This window comes from Hoyosella levis (genome assembly GCF_026008515.1).
In the GTDB taxonomy this organism is placed as follows: domain Bacteria; phylum Actinomycetota; class Actinomycetes; order Mycobacteriales; family Mycobacteriaceae; genus Lolliginicoccus; species Lolliginicoccus levis.
This window is the reverse complement of sequence record NZ_BQYM01000008.1, coordinates 117,583-132,015: the sequence shown is the minus strand read 5'-3', so window position 1 is coordinate 132,015 and position 14,433 is coordinate 117,583. Positions and strand designations below refer to the sequence as shown.

The 14,433-nt window shown below is 68.3% G+C and carries 15 protein-coding genes; 7 read left to right on the top strand and 8 right to left on the bottom strand.

Going from position 1 to position 14,433, the window contains the following annotated elements; translation table 11 throughout:
* Nucleotides 1–14 precede the first annotated feature (14 nt).
* From QC765_RS10440 to QC765_RS10425, 4 genes are all read right to left on the bottom strand, one after another.
* The gene (locus tag QC765_RS10440; RefSeq protein ID WP_278314372.1) at nucleotides 15–2,252 is read right to left on the bottom strand and encodes an NADP-dependent isocitrate dehydrogenase; all 2,238 of its coding nucleotides are present in this window, start codon (nucleotides 2,250–2,252) and stop codon (nucleotides 15–17) included.
* Between the two features lie 151 nt (nucleotides 2,253–2,403).
* Nucleotides 2,404–3,462: a phosphotransferase family protein gene (locus QC765_RS10435; protein WP_278314371.1), complete on the bottom strand. Its 1,059-nt coding sequence runs from the start codon at nucleotides 3,460–3,462 to the stop codon at nucleotides 2,404–2,406.
* Nucleotides 3,459–4,220, bottom strand: a complete 762-nt coding sequence (locus QC765_RS10430; RefSeq protein ID WP_373876730.1) for an SDR family oxidoreductase — start codon at nucleotides 4,218–4,220, stop codon at nucleotides 3,459–3,461. Before QC765_RS10430 ends, QC765_RS10435 begins: the two co-directional genes overlap by 4 nt.
* Entirely contained in the window at nucleotides 4,217–5,458 is a 1,242-nt protein-coding gene (locus QC765_RS10425) for an acyl-CoA dehydrogenase family protein (protein WP_278314369.1), read from the bottom strand. Before QC765_RS10425 ends, QC765_RS10430 begins: the two co-directional genes overlap by 4 nt.
* 85 nt (nucleotides 5,459–5,543) lie before the next feature.
* Here QC765_RS10425 and QC765_RS10420 point away from each other — a divergent pair, with 85 nt between their 5' ends.
* On the top strand, nucleotides 5,544–6,140 hold the full coding sequence (locus QC765_RS10420; RefSeq protein ID WP_278314368.1) for a TetR/AcrR family transcriptional regulator: 597 nt from the start codon (nucleotides 5,544–5,546) through the stop codon (nucleotides 6,138–6,140).
* 20 nt (nucleotides 6,141–6,160) lie between these two features.
* Here QC765_RS10420 and QC765_RS10415 read toward each other — a convergent pair whose 3' ends face one another.
* On the bottom strand, nucleotides 6,161–7,051 hold the full coding sequence (locus QC765_RS10415; protein ID WP_278314367.1) for a Gfo/Idh/MocA family protein: 891 nt from the start codon (nucleotides 7,049–7,051) through the stop codon (nucleotides 6,161–6,163).
* A gap of 83 nt (nucleotides 7,052–7,134) precedes the next feature.
* Between QC765_RS10415 and QC765_RS10410 the strand changes: the two genes are divergently transcribed.
* Together QC765_RS10410 and QC765_RS10405 are read left to right on the top strand one after the other, a co-directional pair.
* Nucleotides 7,135–7,938 carry an MBL fold metallo-hydrolase gene (locus QC765_RS10410; RefSeq protein ID WP_278314366.1) on the top strand — a complete coding sequence of 268 codons (804 nt, stop codon included), beginning with the start codon at nucleotides 7,135–7,137 and terminating at the stop codon, nucleotides 7,936–7,938.
* A 201-nt stretch (nucleotides 7,939–8,139) separates the two neighbouring features.
* Nucleotides 8,140–8,634 carry a helix-turn-helix domain-containing protein gene (locus tag QC765_RS10405; protein WP_278314365.1) on the top strand — a complete coding sequence of 165 codons (495 nt, stop codon included), beginning with the start codon at nucleotides 8,140–8,142 and terminating at the stop codon, nucleotides 8,632–8,634.
* A 290-nt stretch (nucleotides 8,635–8,924) separates the two neighbouring features.
* On the opposite strand, the gene QC765_RS10400 is transcribed toward QC765_RS10405, so the two are convergent.
* Both QC765_RS10400 and QC765_RS10395 read right to left on the bottom strand, forming a co-directional pair.
* Nucleotides 8,925–9,599, bottom strand: coding sequence for a Crp/Fnr family transcriptional regulator (locus tag QC765_RS10400; protein WP_149360403.1), 675 nt, complete (start codon nucleotides 9,597–9,599; stop codon nucleotides 8,925–8,927).
* Between the two features lie 283 nt (nucleotides 9,600–9,882).
* Nucleotides 9,883–10,023, bottom strand: a complete 141-nt coding sequence (locus QC765_RS10395) for a hypothetical protein (RefSeq protein WP_278314364.1) — start codon at nucleotides 10,021–10,023, stop codon at nucleotides 9,883–9,885.
* A gap of 167 nt (nucleotides 10,024–10,190) precedes the next feature.
* On the opposite strand from QC765_RS10395, the gene nth reads away from it, so the two are divergent.
* Genes nth through QC765_RS10375 form a run of 4 tightly spaced genes read left to right on the top strand, consistent with a single transcriptional unit; the run spans nucleotide 10,191 to nucleotide 13,475 of the window.
* The gene (gene nth, locus QC765_RS10390; protein WP_278314465.1) at nucleotides 10,191–10,910 is read left to right on the top strand and encodes an endonuclease III; all 720 of its coding nucleotides are present in this window, start codon (nucleotides 10,191–10,193) and stop codon (nucleotides 10,908–10,910) included.
* Nucleotides 10,907–11,584 (top strand): TlpA family protein disulfide reductase, encoded by a 678-nt coding sequence (locus QC765_RS10385; RefSeq protein ID WP_278314363.1) that lies wholly within the window; start codon nucleotides 10,907–10,909, stop codon nucleotides 11,582–11,584. The genes nth and QC765_RS10385 overlap by 4 nt, the downstream gene beginning before the upstream one ends.
* A complete protein-coding gene (locus QC765_RS10380; RefSeq protein WP_373876729.1) occupies nucleotides 11,581–12,291 on the top strand; it encodes an NUDIX hydrolase in 711 nt (236 codons plus the stop codon). Before QC765_RS10385 ends, QC765_RS10380 begins: the two co-directional genes overlap by 4 nt.
* Nucleotides 12,288–13,475, top strand: coding sequence for a MarP family serine protease (locus QC765_RS10375; protein WP_278314362.1), 1,188 nt, complete (start codon nucleotides 12,288–12,290; stop codon nucleotides 13,473–13,475). The genes QC765_RS10380 and QC765_RS10375 overlap by 4 nt, the downstream gene beginning before the upstream one ends.
* Here QC765_RS10375 and QC765_RS10370 read toward each other — a convergent pair.
* Nucleotides 13,437–14,417 carry an alpha/beta fold hydrolase gene (locus QC765_RS10370; protein ID WP_278314360.1) on the bottom strand — a complete coding sequence of 327 codons (981 nt, stop codon included), beginning with the start codon at nucleotides 14,415–14,417 and terminating at the stop codon, nucleotides 13,437–13,439. The two genes, QC765_RS10375 and QC765_RS10370, sit on opposite strands and share 39 nt — an antisense overlap.
* Between the last annotated feature and the right edge of the window lie 16 nt (nucleotides 14,418–14,433).

Here is a 14,433-nt window from a genome sequence, read left to right as displayed (position 1 = left end):
CGGGAGGGCGGGGGCTACTCCTGCGCTTCCGCGAGGGCGGCGTTGAACGTCTTGCTCGGTCGCATCACCGCGTCGAGCTTGTCGAGATCAGGCGCGTAGTAGCCGCCGATCTCCACGGCCTGGCCCTGGACCTCCGCGAGCTCCTTGACGATGGTCTCCTCGTTGTCCGCGAGCTTCTTGGCCAGCGCCGTGAAGTGCTCCTGCAGGCCCGAGTCCTCGGTCTGCGCGGCGAGCTCCTGCGCCCAGTACAGCGCGAGATAGAACTGGCTGCCCCGGTTGTCGAGCTCGCCGGTCTTGCGCGAGGGGTTCTTGTTGTTCTCGAGCAGCTTGCCCGTGGCCGCGTCCAGCGTGTCGGCGAGGATCCGGGCACGGTTGTTGCCGAACTTGCGGCCCATGTCCTCGAGGCTGACGGCCAGCGCGAGGAACTCGCCAAGCGAGTCCCAGCGCAGGTGGTTCTCCTCCACGAGCTGCTTGACATGCTTGGGCGCTGATCCGCCCGCGCCCGTCTCGTAGAGGCCGCCGCCCGCCATCAGCGGCACGATGGACAGCATCTTGGCGCTGGTGCCGAGCTCGAGGATGGGGAAGAGGTCCGTGAGGTAGTCGCGCAGGATGTTGCCCGTGGCGGCGATGGTATCGAGCCCGCGGATCAACCGCTCGAGCGTGTAGCGCATGGAGCGGACCTGGGACATGATCTGGATGTCGAGGCCCTCGGTGTCGTGCTCCTTGAGGCAGGCCTGGACCTTCTTGATGAGCTCGTTCTCGTGCGGGCGGTACGGGTCCAGCCAGAACAGCACCGGCATGCCCGAATCGCGCGCGCGAGTGACCGCGAGCTTTACCCAGTCACGGATGGGCGCGTCCTTGACGGTGCACATGCGCCAGATATCGCCGGCCTCCACATGCTGGGTCAGCAGCACCTCGCCGGTCTCGATGTCGACGATGTTGGCGTCACCGGCCTCGGGCATCTCGAAGGTCTTGTCGTGCGAGCCGTACTCCTCGGCCTTCTGCGCCATCAGGCCGACATTGGGCACGGTGCCCATGGTGGTGGGGTCGAACGCTCCATTGGTCTTGCAGAAGTTGATGATCTCCTGGTAGATGCGCGCGAACGTCGATTCCGGCATCACCGCCTTGGTGTCCTTGGTGCGGCCGTCGGCGCCGTACATCTTGCCGCCCGAGCGGATCATCGCTGGCATCGAGGCATCAACGATCACATCGCTGGGCGAATGGAAGTTGGAGATGCCGCGGGAGGAATCCACCATCGCCAGCTCGGGGCGGTGCTCGTGGCAGCGATGCAGGTCCTCGATGATCTCGTCGCGCTGCGAGCTCGGCAGCGACTCGATCTTGTCGTAGAGATCCCCGAGGCCGTTGTTGACGTTCACGCCGAGCTCGTCGAACAGCTCCTGGTGCTTCTCGAACGCATCCTTGTAGAAGATCCGCACCGCGTGGCCGAACACGATCGGGTGGGAGACCTTCATCATCGTGGCCTTGACATGCAGCGACAGCATCACGCCGGTCTTGCGCGCGTCCTCCATCTGCTCCTCGTAGAACTCGAGCAGGGCCTGCTTGCTCATGAACATGCTGTCGATGACGTCGCCCTCACCGAGCTCGACCTTGGGCTTGAGCACGATCAGCTTGCCCTCGCCGGTGACGAGTTCCATCTTGACGTCGCGCGCGCGGTCGAGCGTCATGGACTTCTCGCCGTGGTAGAAGTCGCCATGCCGCATGTGTGCCACATGGGTGCGCGACGCCATCGACCACTCGCCCATGCTGTGCGGATGCCTGCGCGCGTACTCCTTGACGGCCTTGGGCGCGCGCCGATCCGAGTTGCCCTCGCGCAGCACCGGGTTGACCGAGCTGCCCTGGCACTTGGCGTAGCGGTCGCTGATCTCCTTCTCCTCGTCGGTCTGCGGATCCTGCGGGAGGTCGGGGATGTCGTAGCCCTGGCCCTGGAGCTCCTTGATGGCCGCCACGAGCTGGGGCACCGAGGCGCTGATGTTGGGCAGCTTGATGATGTTGGTCTCGGGCAGCTGCGTCAATCGACCGAGCTCGCCGAGGTTATCGGGCAAGCGCTGCTCCTCGGTCAGGTAGTCGGGGAACTCAGCGAGGATGCGTGCCGCGAGGGAGATGTCGCTGGTGGTGACCTCGATGTCCGCCGGCTGGGTGAAGGCGCGCACGATCGGCAGGAACGCGCGGGTCGCGAGCAGCGGGGCCTCGTCGGTCAGGGTGTAGATGATGAAGGGCTGTCGAGAGGTCATGGATTCTTCTCTTCCCGCGTTCGCTAGCTAGTTGTCTGGCGCCGTGACGGTCCTGGGTCCGATGATAGTGGGCATGGCTGCTCCCGGTGGGGTGGTTGCGGGCACGCATCCAGTCAGGTGCAGGCGCGTGGGCACCATGCGCGCCGCTGGATCAGGCGAGACCGATGCGGGACATGCAGCGCCACTCCAGGTAGCCCACGAACATCCAGAAGCTGGCGAACACCGGATTGGTGGTGCCGCCATCGTGATACCGCTTGTAGAGCTGCTGGACGATGCCGGCGAGGCGGAACAGCCCGTACACCTCGTAGAACGTCCAGTCGTCGAGATCGATCCCGGTGCGCGCGCAGTAGTGCTGCACTACCTCGTCGCGCGTCATCATTCCGGGCAGGTGCGTGGGCTGCCGGCGGGTCTGCTGCATGACCTCGTCATCATCGGCCTGCACCCAGTACGCCAGCGAGGCCCCGAGCTCCATCAGCGGATCCCCGAGGGTCGCCATCTCCCAGTCGAGGATGCCGATCACCTGGAGCGTTTCCAGCGAGTCGAACACGACATTGTCGAACCGGAAATCGTTGTGGATCAGGCAGGTCCCCACATCGGGCGGCTGGTTCTCCGCCAGCCAGCTCATCACGGCCTCGAAGTCGGGCACGTTGTCGGTGCGGGCGCGCCGGTAGCGGTCCGACCAGCCGCTGACTTGGCGACTGACATAGCCGGTGCCCTTCCCGAGGTCGCGCAGGCCAGCGGCGTCGATATCGATGCCGTGCAGCTCGACGAGCCGGTCGAGCATCTGCGTGCAGGCCATTCGCGCGCGGTCCGGTGCCAGCTCAGCGCCCTCGGGGAGATCGCGCCGCAGGATCACGCCCGAAAGGCGCTCCATCACATAGAAGTCCGAGCCGATCACCGATTCGTCGGTGCACAGCGCCAGCATCGCCGGGACATGCGGGAAGCGGGGCGCGATGGCCTCCTGCACGTGGAACTCGCGCCGCATGTCGTGGGCGGAGGCGGCCCGGTGCCCGCCAGGAGGGCGCCGGAGCACCAGGTCCCGGCCCGGGTAGGACAACAAGTACGTCAGGTTCGAGGCGCCGCCAGGGAACTGGCGAACCTCGGGCAGTGAATCCAGGCCCTCGACCCGCGCTGACAGCCAGGAGTGCAGGCGCGCGACGTCGAACGCGTCATCCTCGCGCGGCGCTATGGTCTGGTCGTCCCCGCTCAACTCAGCCTCCGGACCACGCCCAGCGGCGCGAACCTCATGACCTGGGCTAGCACCGTCCACGGCCAGCCTGGCACGTAGGCTTTCGCCGGCTCGCGCTCGATCGCCTTGACCAGGGCGCGGGCGCCCGAGCGCGCATCGGTCATCAGCGGTGTCCTGGGGGCCTGCGCGGTCATCTCGGACTCGATATAGCCAGGCATGATGGTCGTCACGGCGATGGGGGAGCGCAGGTGCTGCATGCGGATGCCCTCGGCGAGGGAGGCCGCCGCGGCCTTCGTCGCCGCATAGGTCGTGATATTGCCGCGCATGCCGCGCACCGCGCTGACCGAGGACATCACCACGAGGTGCCCGGAATCCTGGGCGTGGAAGATATCGAGGGCGGCCTCGCACTGCGCGAGCAGGCCGATGACATTGGTCTCGGCGGTCTGCCGGTTCGCCTCGAAGCTCCCGGTGCCCAGCGGCTGGCCCTTGCCGAGACCGGCGTTGGCGATCACGCGGTCGATGCCGCCGAGCTCGTCGCGCAGCTCCCCGAACACGCGGAAAACCGCATCGTGGTCATTCACGTCGAGCGCGCGGACCGCGACCCTGATGCCCGGGCGCGCGGACCGGAGCTCGGTGGCGAGCTGCTCGAGGCGATCGGTGCGCCGCGCGCACAGTGCCAGGTCGCGGCCCAGGGTGGCGAACTCCCGCGCCATGCCCTCGCCGAGCCCCGAGCTCGCGCCCGTGATGAGGATCTTCTGCCGAGTGGTGGCCATGGTCATGCTCCGTTCCGGTTCCTATCGCGGTGCTGGGCGAGCTCCAAGCGCGAGACTACCCCGAGGTGCACCTCGTCCGGGCCGTCCGCGAGGCGCAGCGAGCGCGCGGCAGCGAACGCCGCCGCGAGCGGATAGTCGCTGGTGAGACCGCCCGCGCCATGCAGCTGGATAGCCATGTCCACGACCTCCTGAGCCATGCGGGGCACCGACGCCTTGATCTGCGACAGCTCCGACAGAGCGCCGAGCGGGCCTTGCTGGTCGAGCAGCCACGCGGTGTGCAGGACGTGGAGCCGGGCCTGGTTGATGGCGATGCGGGCGAGGGCGATGCGCTCGCGGTTGCCGCCGAGATTGGCGAGGGGCTTGCCGAACGCGGTGCGCGTCGTCGACCGGCGCGCGGCGAGCTCGAGGGCACGCTCCGCGAGGCCGATCAGCCGCATGCAGTGGTGGATGCGGCCGGGCCCGAGCCGTCCCTGCGCGATCTCGAAGCCGCGGCCAGGCCCCGCGATGATGTTGCCCCGCGGGACCCGAACGTCGGTGAAGGTGACGTCACCATGGCCGTAGGGCTCGTCCTGGAACCCCAGCACATCGAGCATCCGGCCCACTTCCATGCCGGGGGTGCCCAGGGGAACGAGCACCATCGAGTGGCGCTGGTGGCGGTCGGCGTCGGGGTCGGTGAGCGCCATGACGATCACGAAGGCGCAGTCGGGGTGGCCGATTCCGGTGGAGAACCACTTATGACCATTGACCACCACATCGTCGCCGTCGAGCACCGCGGTCGCCGTCATGTTGGTGGCATCCGAGGAGGCGGCCTCGGGCTCGGTCATGCAGAACGCGGATCGTATCTCGCCACGCAGCAGGGGCAGCAGCCATTCTTCCTGCTGCCGATCGGTGCCGTAGTGGACGAGCACCTCGGCATTGCCGGTGTCCGGGGCGTTGCAGTTGAACACCTCGGGCGCTATGGCATGACGTCCCATCAGCTCGGCGCTGGGGGCATAGTCGGTGTTGCTCAGGCCTGGGCCGTGGCCGGTGCGCCGGGCGTACTCGGGCGGGAGGAAGAGATTCCACAATCCAGCCTCGCGGGCGCGCTGCTTCAGGGTATTCATGAGGGGCGGAACGCTCCAGGGCGAGGCCTGGGACCGGAGTTGTTGGTAGTACTCCTGCTCGACCGGGGCAATCTCGCTGGTGATGAATTCTCCGACCCGGTTGCGGTACTCGGAAGCGGTGGCGGAGGCCGAGAAGTCCATGGCGGATAGACTACTCCGCTATCGAGCATTGCTCGATGAGTTTGCTGCGAGAATCCCGCCGCGAGAACCCCAAGGAGGACAGCCCGTGAGCGAAGGCGCCACCGCAACGCCCCCGCGCCGGAACCGGCAGAACCCCGACGAGCGCCGTCGCCAGCTCATCGGGATCGGCCTCGAGATGCTCACCCGCCGCCCGCTCCACCAGATCACCATCGACGAGGTAGCCGTGGCCGCGGGCATCTCCCGCAGCCTGTTGTTCCACTATTTCCCCACCAAGCGGGACTACTACGCGGCTGTCATCCGGGCCGCGAGCAAGCGATTGCTGCGCGCCGCCCGGCAGGCTGGCACCGCAACCACCGTCGAGGACATGCTCGACGGGTACCTCTCCTTCATCGAGCGCCGCCACCAGCCGTACGTGGCGCTCTTCCAGTCCTCTGGGTCCGAGGACTGGATACGCGAGATCCTCGCCGAGACCCGGGCAGCCCTCGTGGATCAGATCATCGACCTGCTCGACCTGCAGGAACCGCCCAGCGAACTGCTCCGCGCCGGGCTCGGCGCCTGGCTGTCATTCGCCGAGGAGCTAGCCCTCAGCTGGGCGCGCACGAGCACGGGCACCCGCCAGGCGATCCTCGGCATGCTCAACGACACCTTGCACGCGGTGGTCCGGTCCGCCCTATCGCAGTGATTCCCTATCGCGGTGATTCCCTATCGCAGCGATTCCCGGGCTAGCTGCTCCACCCGCATCGCTTGCTCGATCCGCGCCACGGCCTCGAGCAATTCCACCCCCCGGTGCAGCGAACCGACCGCCATGCCGGGGCTCGCGGAGCGATCAAGGAACTCGTCGAGCATCGTCCGGTAGCACTCCAGCGCGGGCGTCTCGCGGCTCGTCAGTTCCACCACGCCCGACGGGCCCTGCGCGCTCACCCGCAGCCGTGATGGCAGCACCGGCGTGCGCATCGACAACGTCGCGGTCGAGACCCGTTGCCCCGCATGCTCGAGCATGACCTTGGTGGCATCGCTCAACCTGTCCCGGCGGGCGCACAATACGTCGGTCACTGGCCCGAGTACCTCGATCAGCAGATCCAGCACATGTGGGCCCACATCCACCAGCGCGCCACCACGTTGCCGCCACGACGAGGTCGCGAACGGACCGCCGAGCAATGCGCCCGACAGCCACTCCGCATCCGCGGAGGCCCACTCCCGGCCCGCTGCGGCGTCCAGGAAATCGCGTGTCTCCGGCGCGAACCGCCGCGTGAGGAACACGACGGCGCGCACGCCGCGCTCCCAGGCCAGGCGCTCGAGCGCGAGGCCATCGGCCACCGAGCCCGCCACCGGCTTCTCCAGGATCACATGCTTGCCCCGCGCGACAGCGAACATCGCCAGTTCCGCCTGCACCGCGGGCGGCACCGCGAACGCCACCGCGTCCGAGGCCTCTACCAGGTCACCGAGATCATCGAAGACCGGAGCGCCCACCTGCGCCGCCGCGGCGGGATCACGCGCCCACACGCCCACGAGGTCCACGCCGGGATGCACGGCAAGCGCTGGAGCGTGCGTCATCAAGGCCCACTGGCCCGCACCCACCAAACCCACGCGCATCCACCTACCGTACCGAGGTCCGCGCTGATCGGGCCGCAGGCCACGGCGGTAGGCTGGACGAGCAACGGGAAAGGGGAGCATCCATGCCAAGCGAGCTCGCGCACCCCGCATACGGGCAGGCCCGCCCCGTCACCGACGCTGCGGCGGTCATCGTCGCCCCTAACCCCGGCCCGATGACGCTCGAGGGCACCAATACCTGGTTGCTTGGCGATCCCGGGAGCCGCGGCCGCATCCTTGTCGATCCTGGCCCGATGGACGAGCAGCACGCCGAGGCGATCATCGCCGCGGCCGGCGCGATCGAGCTCATCCTCATCACGCACCGCCACCACGACCACACCGCCGGCATCGACATGCTCGCGGAGCGCACGGGAGCTCCCGTGCGAGCCCGGCTGCCCGAGCACTGCCGCGACGCTGCTCCCCTGGAGGATGGGGAGGCGCTGCGAGCGGGCGGCCTCGCGCTCACTGTCGTGCCGGCGCCCGGGCATACCGCGGACTCGATCATGCTCGCGGTGGCTGATGCCTCGATGCCCGTGCTCCTGACCGGCGATACGATCCTGGGCCGCGGCACGACTGTGCTCGACCCAACAGATGGTGATCTCGGTAACTACCTCGACACGCTTGATGCCATCATCGATGATCATTCCGGTCATCTCGTGCTTCCCGGGCATGGCCCCGAGCTATCGGACGCCGCGGATGCCGCGAGCGCCTACAAGGCTCACAGGCTGCACAGACTCGATGAAGTGCGCGAGGCCCTGCGGGTCCTCGGGGACAGCGCGAGCGCCCGGGACATCGTCGAGCATGTCTACGCCGCGGTGGATCGGTCGCTGTGGGGAGCGGCGGAGTCATCGGTGCTGGCGCAGCTCGCATACCTCCGCGATCGCGCATGATCCGGACAACCGTACTAAGCTACCGGACAAAGGTGTTCGATGCGCGGGATTCGCGCATCCGACAGGCCTAGGCGGGGATGCCTTCCGGAGCTGCCGCCGCGCGGCAGCAAGCTGGGGGGCTGCCGGAAGCGATCGGCGACCGATCGACCACGGGGGGATTTCCCGCACGCATTAGGTCCATGCGACAGAAACGGGGAGCAGATGACTGAGCCAACGGCGGTCCAGGGGAGCGCGCACAATACAGCCGCGACGAGCGTGGATGACAACGAGACGAACGAGCGTGGTGTCTTCGCCGAGCGCCTCGATGAGCTGTTCCGCAACGTGCCGGACCCGCAGGGGCGGCGCTATACGGGCTCAGCGATCGCGCGTCGATCCACCGAACTGGGATTCAAGCTCGGCGAGTCCTACCTGAGCCAGTTGCGGTCCGGCAAGGCCCGGACGCCTTCGTTCCGCACGGTCGAGGGCATTGCCGCGGCATTCGGCGTGGACGTGCGATTCTTCCTCGAGGACGGGGGGCGCCAGCGCAGCCGCAATGAGATCGACATGATGCGCCTGCAGGCCGACCGGTCCATCCATGACGTCGCCTACAAGCTCGCGGGGCTCTCGGAATCCTCGGTGCACATCGTGCACGAGCTGATCAAGGTGCTGCGCGTCCAGCAGGGCCTCGTGGCGGACCCGCAGCCCGAGGCTGACTGAGGCCTTGAGCCGGGGCGCTCGCATCGCGGGCCTGCGTGCGTGGCGGGGCGCTCGGGACGCGTGACGGGGCGGCCGGGACGCGTGGCGGGGCGCGGAAGTGTTACCGAATGCACCCTCCAGCGCGCTATACCAGGTGCAAAAGCGCACACAACCGCGATGGGGTCACAGCGGTAGGGCATTGGCTGGCTGCCGCAGCGGCCAGGGCAGGGTTAAAGGCACCCAATACCATCAAACGCGAGAGAAGCCGACCCGGGAATCCGGCGGCTTCTCTCGCGTTCGCAGTTCCAGTCCTAGCGGGCCCGGCGCGCCAGCCGCTCCGAATCGGAGATCAGCACGCTCTTGCCCTCCAGGCGTAGCCAGCCACGATGCGCGAAGTCAGCGAGTGCCTTGTTGACGGTCTCGCGGGAGGCGCCCACGAGCTGCGCGATCTCCTCCTGCGTCAGGTCATGGGTGACGCGCAGCGCGCCATTCTCCTGGGTGCCGAAGCGCTGCGCGAGCTGCAGCAGCGCCTTCGCGACACGGCCCGGGACGTCGGTGAAGATGAGGTCCGCGAGGTTGTTGTTGGTGCGGCGCAACCGGCGTGCCAGCACGCGCAGCAGCTGCTCGGCGATCTCGGGACGCTGCCCGATCCACTCCTTCAGCGCCGCTCGGTCCATGCTCACGGCCCGCACCTCGGTGACGGTCGTCGCGCTCGACGTGCGTGGGCCGGGGTCGAAGATGGACAGCTCGCCGAACATGTCCGACGGCCCCATGATCGCGAGCAGGTTCTCCCGGCCATCCGGGGACCGGCGACCGATCTTTACCTTGCCGTTGACGATGATGTACAGCCGATCACCCGGCTCGCCCTCGTTGAAGATGACATGCTGGCGCGGGAAATCCACCGGCTGCAACTGGTGGGTGAGCGCGGCAATGGCGGAGGGCTCGACTCCCTGGAAGATTCCGGCTCTGGCCAGGATCTCGTCCACGTGGGCTCCTTCGGGAACTCGTCGGCACTGGAACAGCATCCAGCGCCGCTATGTCTTGGGAACGCAGGCTGCGCACGCAGCGAACGCCCGCATTCAGCCCCACTCTAGTGGCTTTCATCACATATTGTCCGGTGCTTTCGCGTTATGGACGCAGCCGATGAAGCCTTGCACAGCAGGGGGAGCGGGTCACGATGCTGCCCAGAGTGTGGTGGCTACCACTTGATCTTGCACAATAGGCCCCGGAAATTCCACTCGGGGGCTCGGCGCGGACCGCGCGCGGAATTCATTCGCGGCGCGGCGATCCCGTCTCCACCAAGGGCGAATCCGCGGCGCAGCTCGCCAGGAGGATGCGCTCGACCCGATCAAGGCCCATGGCAAAGAACATCAGCAGCACCGGGATGAGCAGCACCGCCAATTCTTCCATGGACCTAGTCAACACCGCGTAGGTCTCGGAACGGCAACGTCCCGGCACCGGCCCGGACACTAGCTCGCGCGAGCACGGCCCCACCGAGCGATACGTACCCTAGACACGTGAGCACACCCCAGCCGAGCCGGCGCGCGCGCCGCGCGCCCGAGACCCGACTAGGCCTCATGCGCCGTGCCCGCCGCATGAACCGGACCCTTGGGCGCGCCTTTCCGCACGTGTATTGCGAGCTCGACTTCACCACGCCGCTCGAGCTCGCTGTCGCCACCATCCTCTCCGCGCAATGCACGGACAAGCGTGTCAACGAGGTCACCCCGGCGCTGTTCGACCGCTATCGCACCGCCGCTGACTATGCCGGGGCCAACCGGGCCGAGCTCGAGGAACTGATCCGTTCCACTGGGTTCTACCGCAACAAGGCCACCTCGCTGATCGGGCTCGGGCAGGCCGTCACCGAGCGGTTCGGCGGCGAGCTGCCGAGCACCCTCAAGGAGCTCGTCACACTGCCCGGGGTGGGCCGCAAGACCGCGAACGTCATCCTTGGCAACGCCTTTGATATCCCCGGCATCACCGTCGACACCCACTTCGGGCGCCTGGTGCGCCGCTGGCAGTGGACCGAGGAGACTGACCCGGTGAAGGTCGAGCACGCCATCGGCGAGCTCATCGAGAAGCGCGACTGGACCCTGCTCTCGCACCGCGTCATCTTCCACGGCCGCCGTGTATGCCACTCCCGCCGTCCCGCCTGCGGCGCCTGCATCCTCGCCCGTGACTGCCCGTCGTTCGGCGCTGGCCCCACTGACTACGCGACCGCCGCGACGCTCGTCCGCGGCCCTGAGACCGAGCACCTGCTCGCGCTCGCTCGGCCCGCGAGCGAGCAGGACGCGTCATGAGCACGGGCGCCCGGGGCAGCCTCGCTGCCCTCGCGATCGTGCTCGCGCTGATCATCGCCATCTGGCCACGCGGCGGTGACGAGGCGACCACGCCGAGCACCCTGCCCGGTCGCGGCAGCCAGGCCGAGCAGGGCGCCGGCCGTCCCCCCGCTAGCAACGAAGCGCTCGCGGCCGAGCGTGCCCGCGCTGGCCTCGAGCCTTGCCCCGGCATGAGCGGGGCCACCGGAGCGTCCTGGGCGGGGGACAACCCGTTGCGAGGCGTGGAAGTGGGCTGCCTCGCGGACGGCGCTCCCGTGGATCTCGAGGCCGCGCTCGCCGGCAAGCCCGCCGTGCTCAACGTCTGGGCCTACTGGTGCGGGCCCTGTGCCGAGGAGTTGCCGGCCATGCAGGAGTACGCGCGCGGCGTGGCCGGAGACATCACCGTGCTCACCGTGCACCGGGACCCGAACGAGGGCAATGCCCTCGCCCGGCTCGCCCAGTATGAAGTGACCATGCCTGGGGTACAGGATGGCAAGGGGCGCATCCCAGCCCAGCTCGGCGCGCCCCCGGTGCTCCCCGTCACGATCGTGCTCGATGCGGGCGGTAATGTCGCCGGTATTCTCGCCGAACCCTTCACCACTCCCGGGCAGATCCAGGATGCGGTCACGGCAGCCTTGCAAGGAGAACCCCGATGAGCACTCTCGGCCACGGGCCTACCCCGCCATGGCTGTCGCACGTCTGCGCCAAGTCTCCCGACGCGCACCCCCGCATGATGCTGCGCCCTCCCGCGGAGGTCGTCCCGCGCCCCGCCGCGGTGCTCATGCTCTTCGGCGGCAGCGAGCAATCCGACCCCCGGCGTCCGGGAGGACTGCCCGATGACGCCTTCATCTTGCTCACGCAGCGCGCCGCCACGATGCGCCAGCACCGCGGCCAGGTCGCCTTCCCGGGCGGGGCCGCGGACCCCGGTGATGCCGGGCCGGTCGATACGGCACTGCGGGAGGCGCGCGAGGAGACCGGGCTCGATCCCGCCGGCGTACGGCCGCTCTCGCTGCTGCCCGGGATCTACGTGCCCGTCTCCGGGTTCGAGGTCACCCCGGTTCTCGCCTACTGGGAAACCCCGAGCCCCATCGGTGTGGTCGATCCCACCGAAGCCTCCCGCGTGGACACCGTCGCCGTCCATGACCTCATCGAACCGGGCAATCGGTTCGCGCTGCGCCATCCTGACATCCCGTACGATTCGCCAGCATTCGTCACAGACGGCATGCTGATCTGGGGCTTCACCGCGGGACTTCTCGCGGGGATGCTCTCGGTCTCCGGGTGGGAGAAGCCCTGGGACCAGTCCGATGTGAGGGACATGGAATCAACCCTCGCCCAGTACGGCATGGAGGTGCGTCGCTCGTGACAGGCTCGCAGTGGATCGACCTCATCCTGCTCGTCGGAGTGCTCCTCGCAGCGGTCTCCGGCTGGCGGCACGGCGCTCTCGCCTCGGGCCTCGCGTTCGTCGGAGTGGTGATCGGCGCGATCTTCGGGATCATGCTCGCGCCGCGCGTCGTGGTCCTCGTCGACGATCAGTTCGGGCGCTTGATCATCGGGATCATCCTCATTGTCGCGCTCGTCATCCTCGGCGAGGTGTGTGGCATGGTGATCGGCCGCACCGCCCGCGGATTGCTCCGCGCCTCGCTGCTGCACTTCGTCGACAGCATGATCGGTGCGATCTTCCAGGGCATCGCGATCCTTCTCGCGGCCTACCTGCTCGCCATCCCCGCGGCATCCGCGGGCCGCGCGGATCTCGCCGCAGCCGTCCGTGGCTCGAACCTGCTGACCCAGGTCGATCAGGTAGCCCCGGAATGGCTCAAGGAGATCCCCCGCGACTTCGCCGACCTCATCAACACCTCCGGGCTGCCCGATGTGCTCGGGCCGTTCGGTCGCACGCCCATCGCGGCGGTGGATCCGCCCGACGGGGACGTCGCCTTCTCCCCGGTGGTCACCGATGTGCAGCGCAGCGTGCCGCGGGTCCGCGGTACCGCTACCTCCTGCTTGAAGTCGCTCGAGGGCAGCGGGATCGTCATCGCGCCCACGCTGGTCATGACCAACGCGCACGTCGTCGCTGGTACCGAGGGCGTGACCGTCGAGACCCTGGATGGCGTGTTCGATGCGACCGTCGTTGTGTTCGACCCATCCGCCGACATCGCCATCCTGCGAGCTCCCGGCTTGCCCGCTGCCCCGCTCGAGGTGATCGATGGACTTGTCGAGCGTGGTACCAGCGGCGTTGTCGTCGGCTACCCGGGCGGGGGGCCGTACACCGCGAACGCAGTACGCATCCGTGATGTGGTGGAGCTCTCCGGCCCGGACATCTACCAGGCCAGCACCGTCAACCGCGAGGTCTACACCATTCGCGGGACGATCCGGCAGGGCAACTCCGGCGGCCCCTTGCTCGATGGACAGGGCAACGTGCTCGGGCTGGTGTTCGGCGCGGCCGCTGACGACCCCGAGACTGGCTTCGTCCTCACCAACAGGGAGATCGCCCCGCACGTCAACGCGGCAGCGTCAGCGTTCAATCCCGTCGGAACCGGCGCCTGCGTGTGAACCAGGGCCCGAGTGGGCGCGCACGAACTCGATGAGTCGTGAGCTCACTAGGTCGGGTGCCTCCTCGTGCACGAAGTGCCCGACCCCGTACACGATCTGCAGCTCCCTGTTGGGAGCCCAGGTCTTGTCCCGGTAGAGCGAGCCAGCAAGGATGAACGGGTCCGCTCCGCCGTGGATCTGCAGCACGGGCTGCGACAGCTTCTCGCGCATCGATCGGAAGAAGCGCCGCCCGTCCGAACGGAACTGCGAGCGGAAAGCCCACCGGTGGTATTCCAGGGCGCAGTGCGCGGCGCCGGGGATCTGCACCGCCATGCGGGCATGGCGCGCGACCTCCGCGAAATCATCGGACCGCACCCATGCCACGCCGCCGCGCTGCCGCAGCATCTCCTCCGCGTAGGCGCCGTCATCGCGCACGAGCCGGCGCTCGGGCAGCCACGGGACCTGGAATGGCAGCAAGGCCCGCGTCAGTGCCGCGCGCTGATTGCGGTCGCGCAGTGCCGCGCGCTTCACTGACATCGGGTGCGGGGAGCCCAGCACCGCGATGGCACGCACCTGCCGGGGATGCAGCGCGGCCGTGGCCCAGCACACCAGCCCGCCCTCGGCGTGGCCGACGATGATGGCGTCCTGCAGGCCTAGCGCGCGCACCAGCCCAGCCGTATCGCCGGCGAGCGTCCAGCCGTCATAGCCGCGCGGAGGCTTGTCGGTATCGCCATAGCCCCGCAGATCCACCGCGAAGGCACGGATCCCGGCGTCCGCGAGCGCGCGCAACTGGTTGCGCCATGTCCACCAGAACTCACCGAAACCGTGCAGCAGGAGCACCGTCGGCACATCGGGGCCAGAGGGCCCGGATTCCGCCACATGGAACCGGATGCCATTCGCGTGCACGTCCCGGTGCTTCCACGGGCCTTCTAGCCGCACGCGCGATGGATCGGGGGCAACCATTCCGCGCCCTTCCCGC

Bases quoted from the DNA above. Each gene is read 5' to 3' on its own strand.
- QC765_RS10415 (WP_278314367.1), bottom strand. From the start codon at position 7,051: ATGCGCGTGGGTTTGGTGGGTGCGGGCCAGTGGGCCTTGATGACGCAC.
- QC765_RS10395 (WP_278314364.1), bottom strand. From the start codon at position 10,023: ATGGAAGAATTGGCGGTGCTGCTCATCCCGGTGCTGCTGATGTTCTTT.
- QC765_RS10380 (WP_373876729.1), top strand. From the start codon at position 11,581: ATGAGCACTCTCGGCCACGGGCCTACCCCGCCATGGCTGTCGCACGTC.
- QC765_RS10425 (WP_278314369.1), bottom strand. From the start codon at position 5,458: ATGGACTTCTCGGCCTCCGCCACCGCTTCCGAGTACCGCAACCGGGTC.
- QC765_RS10430 (WP_373876730.1), bottom strand. From the start codon at position 4,220: ATGACCATGGCCACCACTCGGCAGAAGATCCTCATCACGGGCGCGAGC.
- QC765_RS10405 (WP_278314365.1), top strand. From the start codon at position 8,140: ATGACTGAGCCAACGGCGGTCCAGGGGAGCGCGCACAATACAGCCGCG.
- QC765_RS10370 (WP_278314360.1), bottom strand. From the start codon at position 14,417: ATGGTTGCCCCCGATCCATCGCGCGTGCGGCTAGAAGGCCCGTGGAAG.
- nth (WP_278314465.1), top strand. From the start codon at position 10,191: ATGCGCCGTGCCCGCCGCATGAACCGGACCCTTGGGCGCGCCTTTCCG.
- QC765_RS10385 (WP_278314363.1), top strand. From the start codon at position 10,907: ATGAGCACGGGCGCCCGGGGCAGCCTCGCTGCCCTCGCGATCGTGCTC.
- QC765_RS10440 (WP_278314372.1), bottom strand. From the start codon at position 2,252: ATGACCTCTCGACAGCCCTTCATCATCTACACCCTGACCGACGAGGCC.
- QC765_RS10410 (WP_278314366.1), top strand. From the start codon at position 7,135: ATGCCAAGCGAGCTCGCGCACCCCGCATACGGGCAGGCCCGCCCCGTC.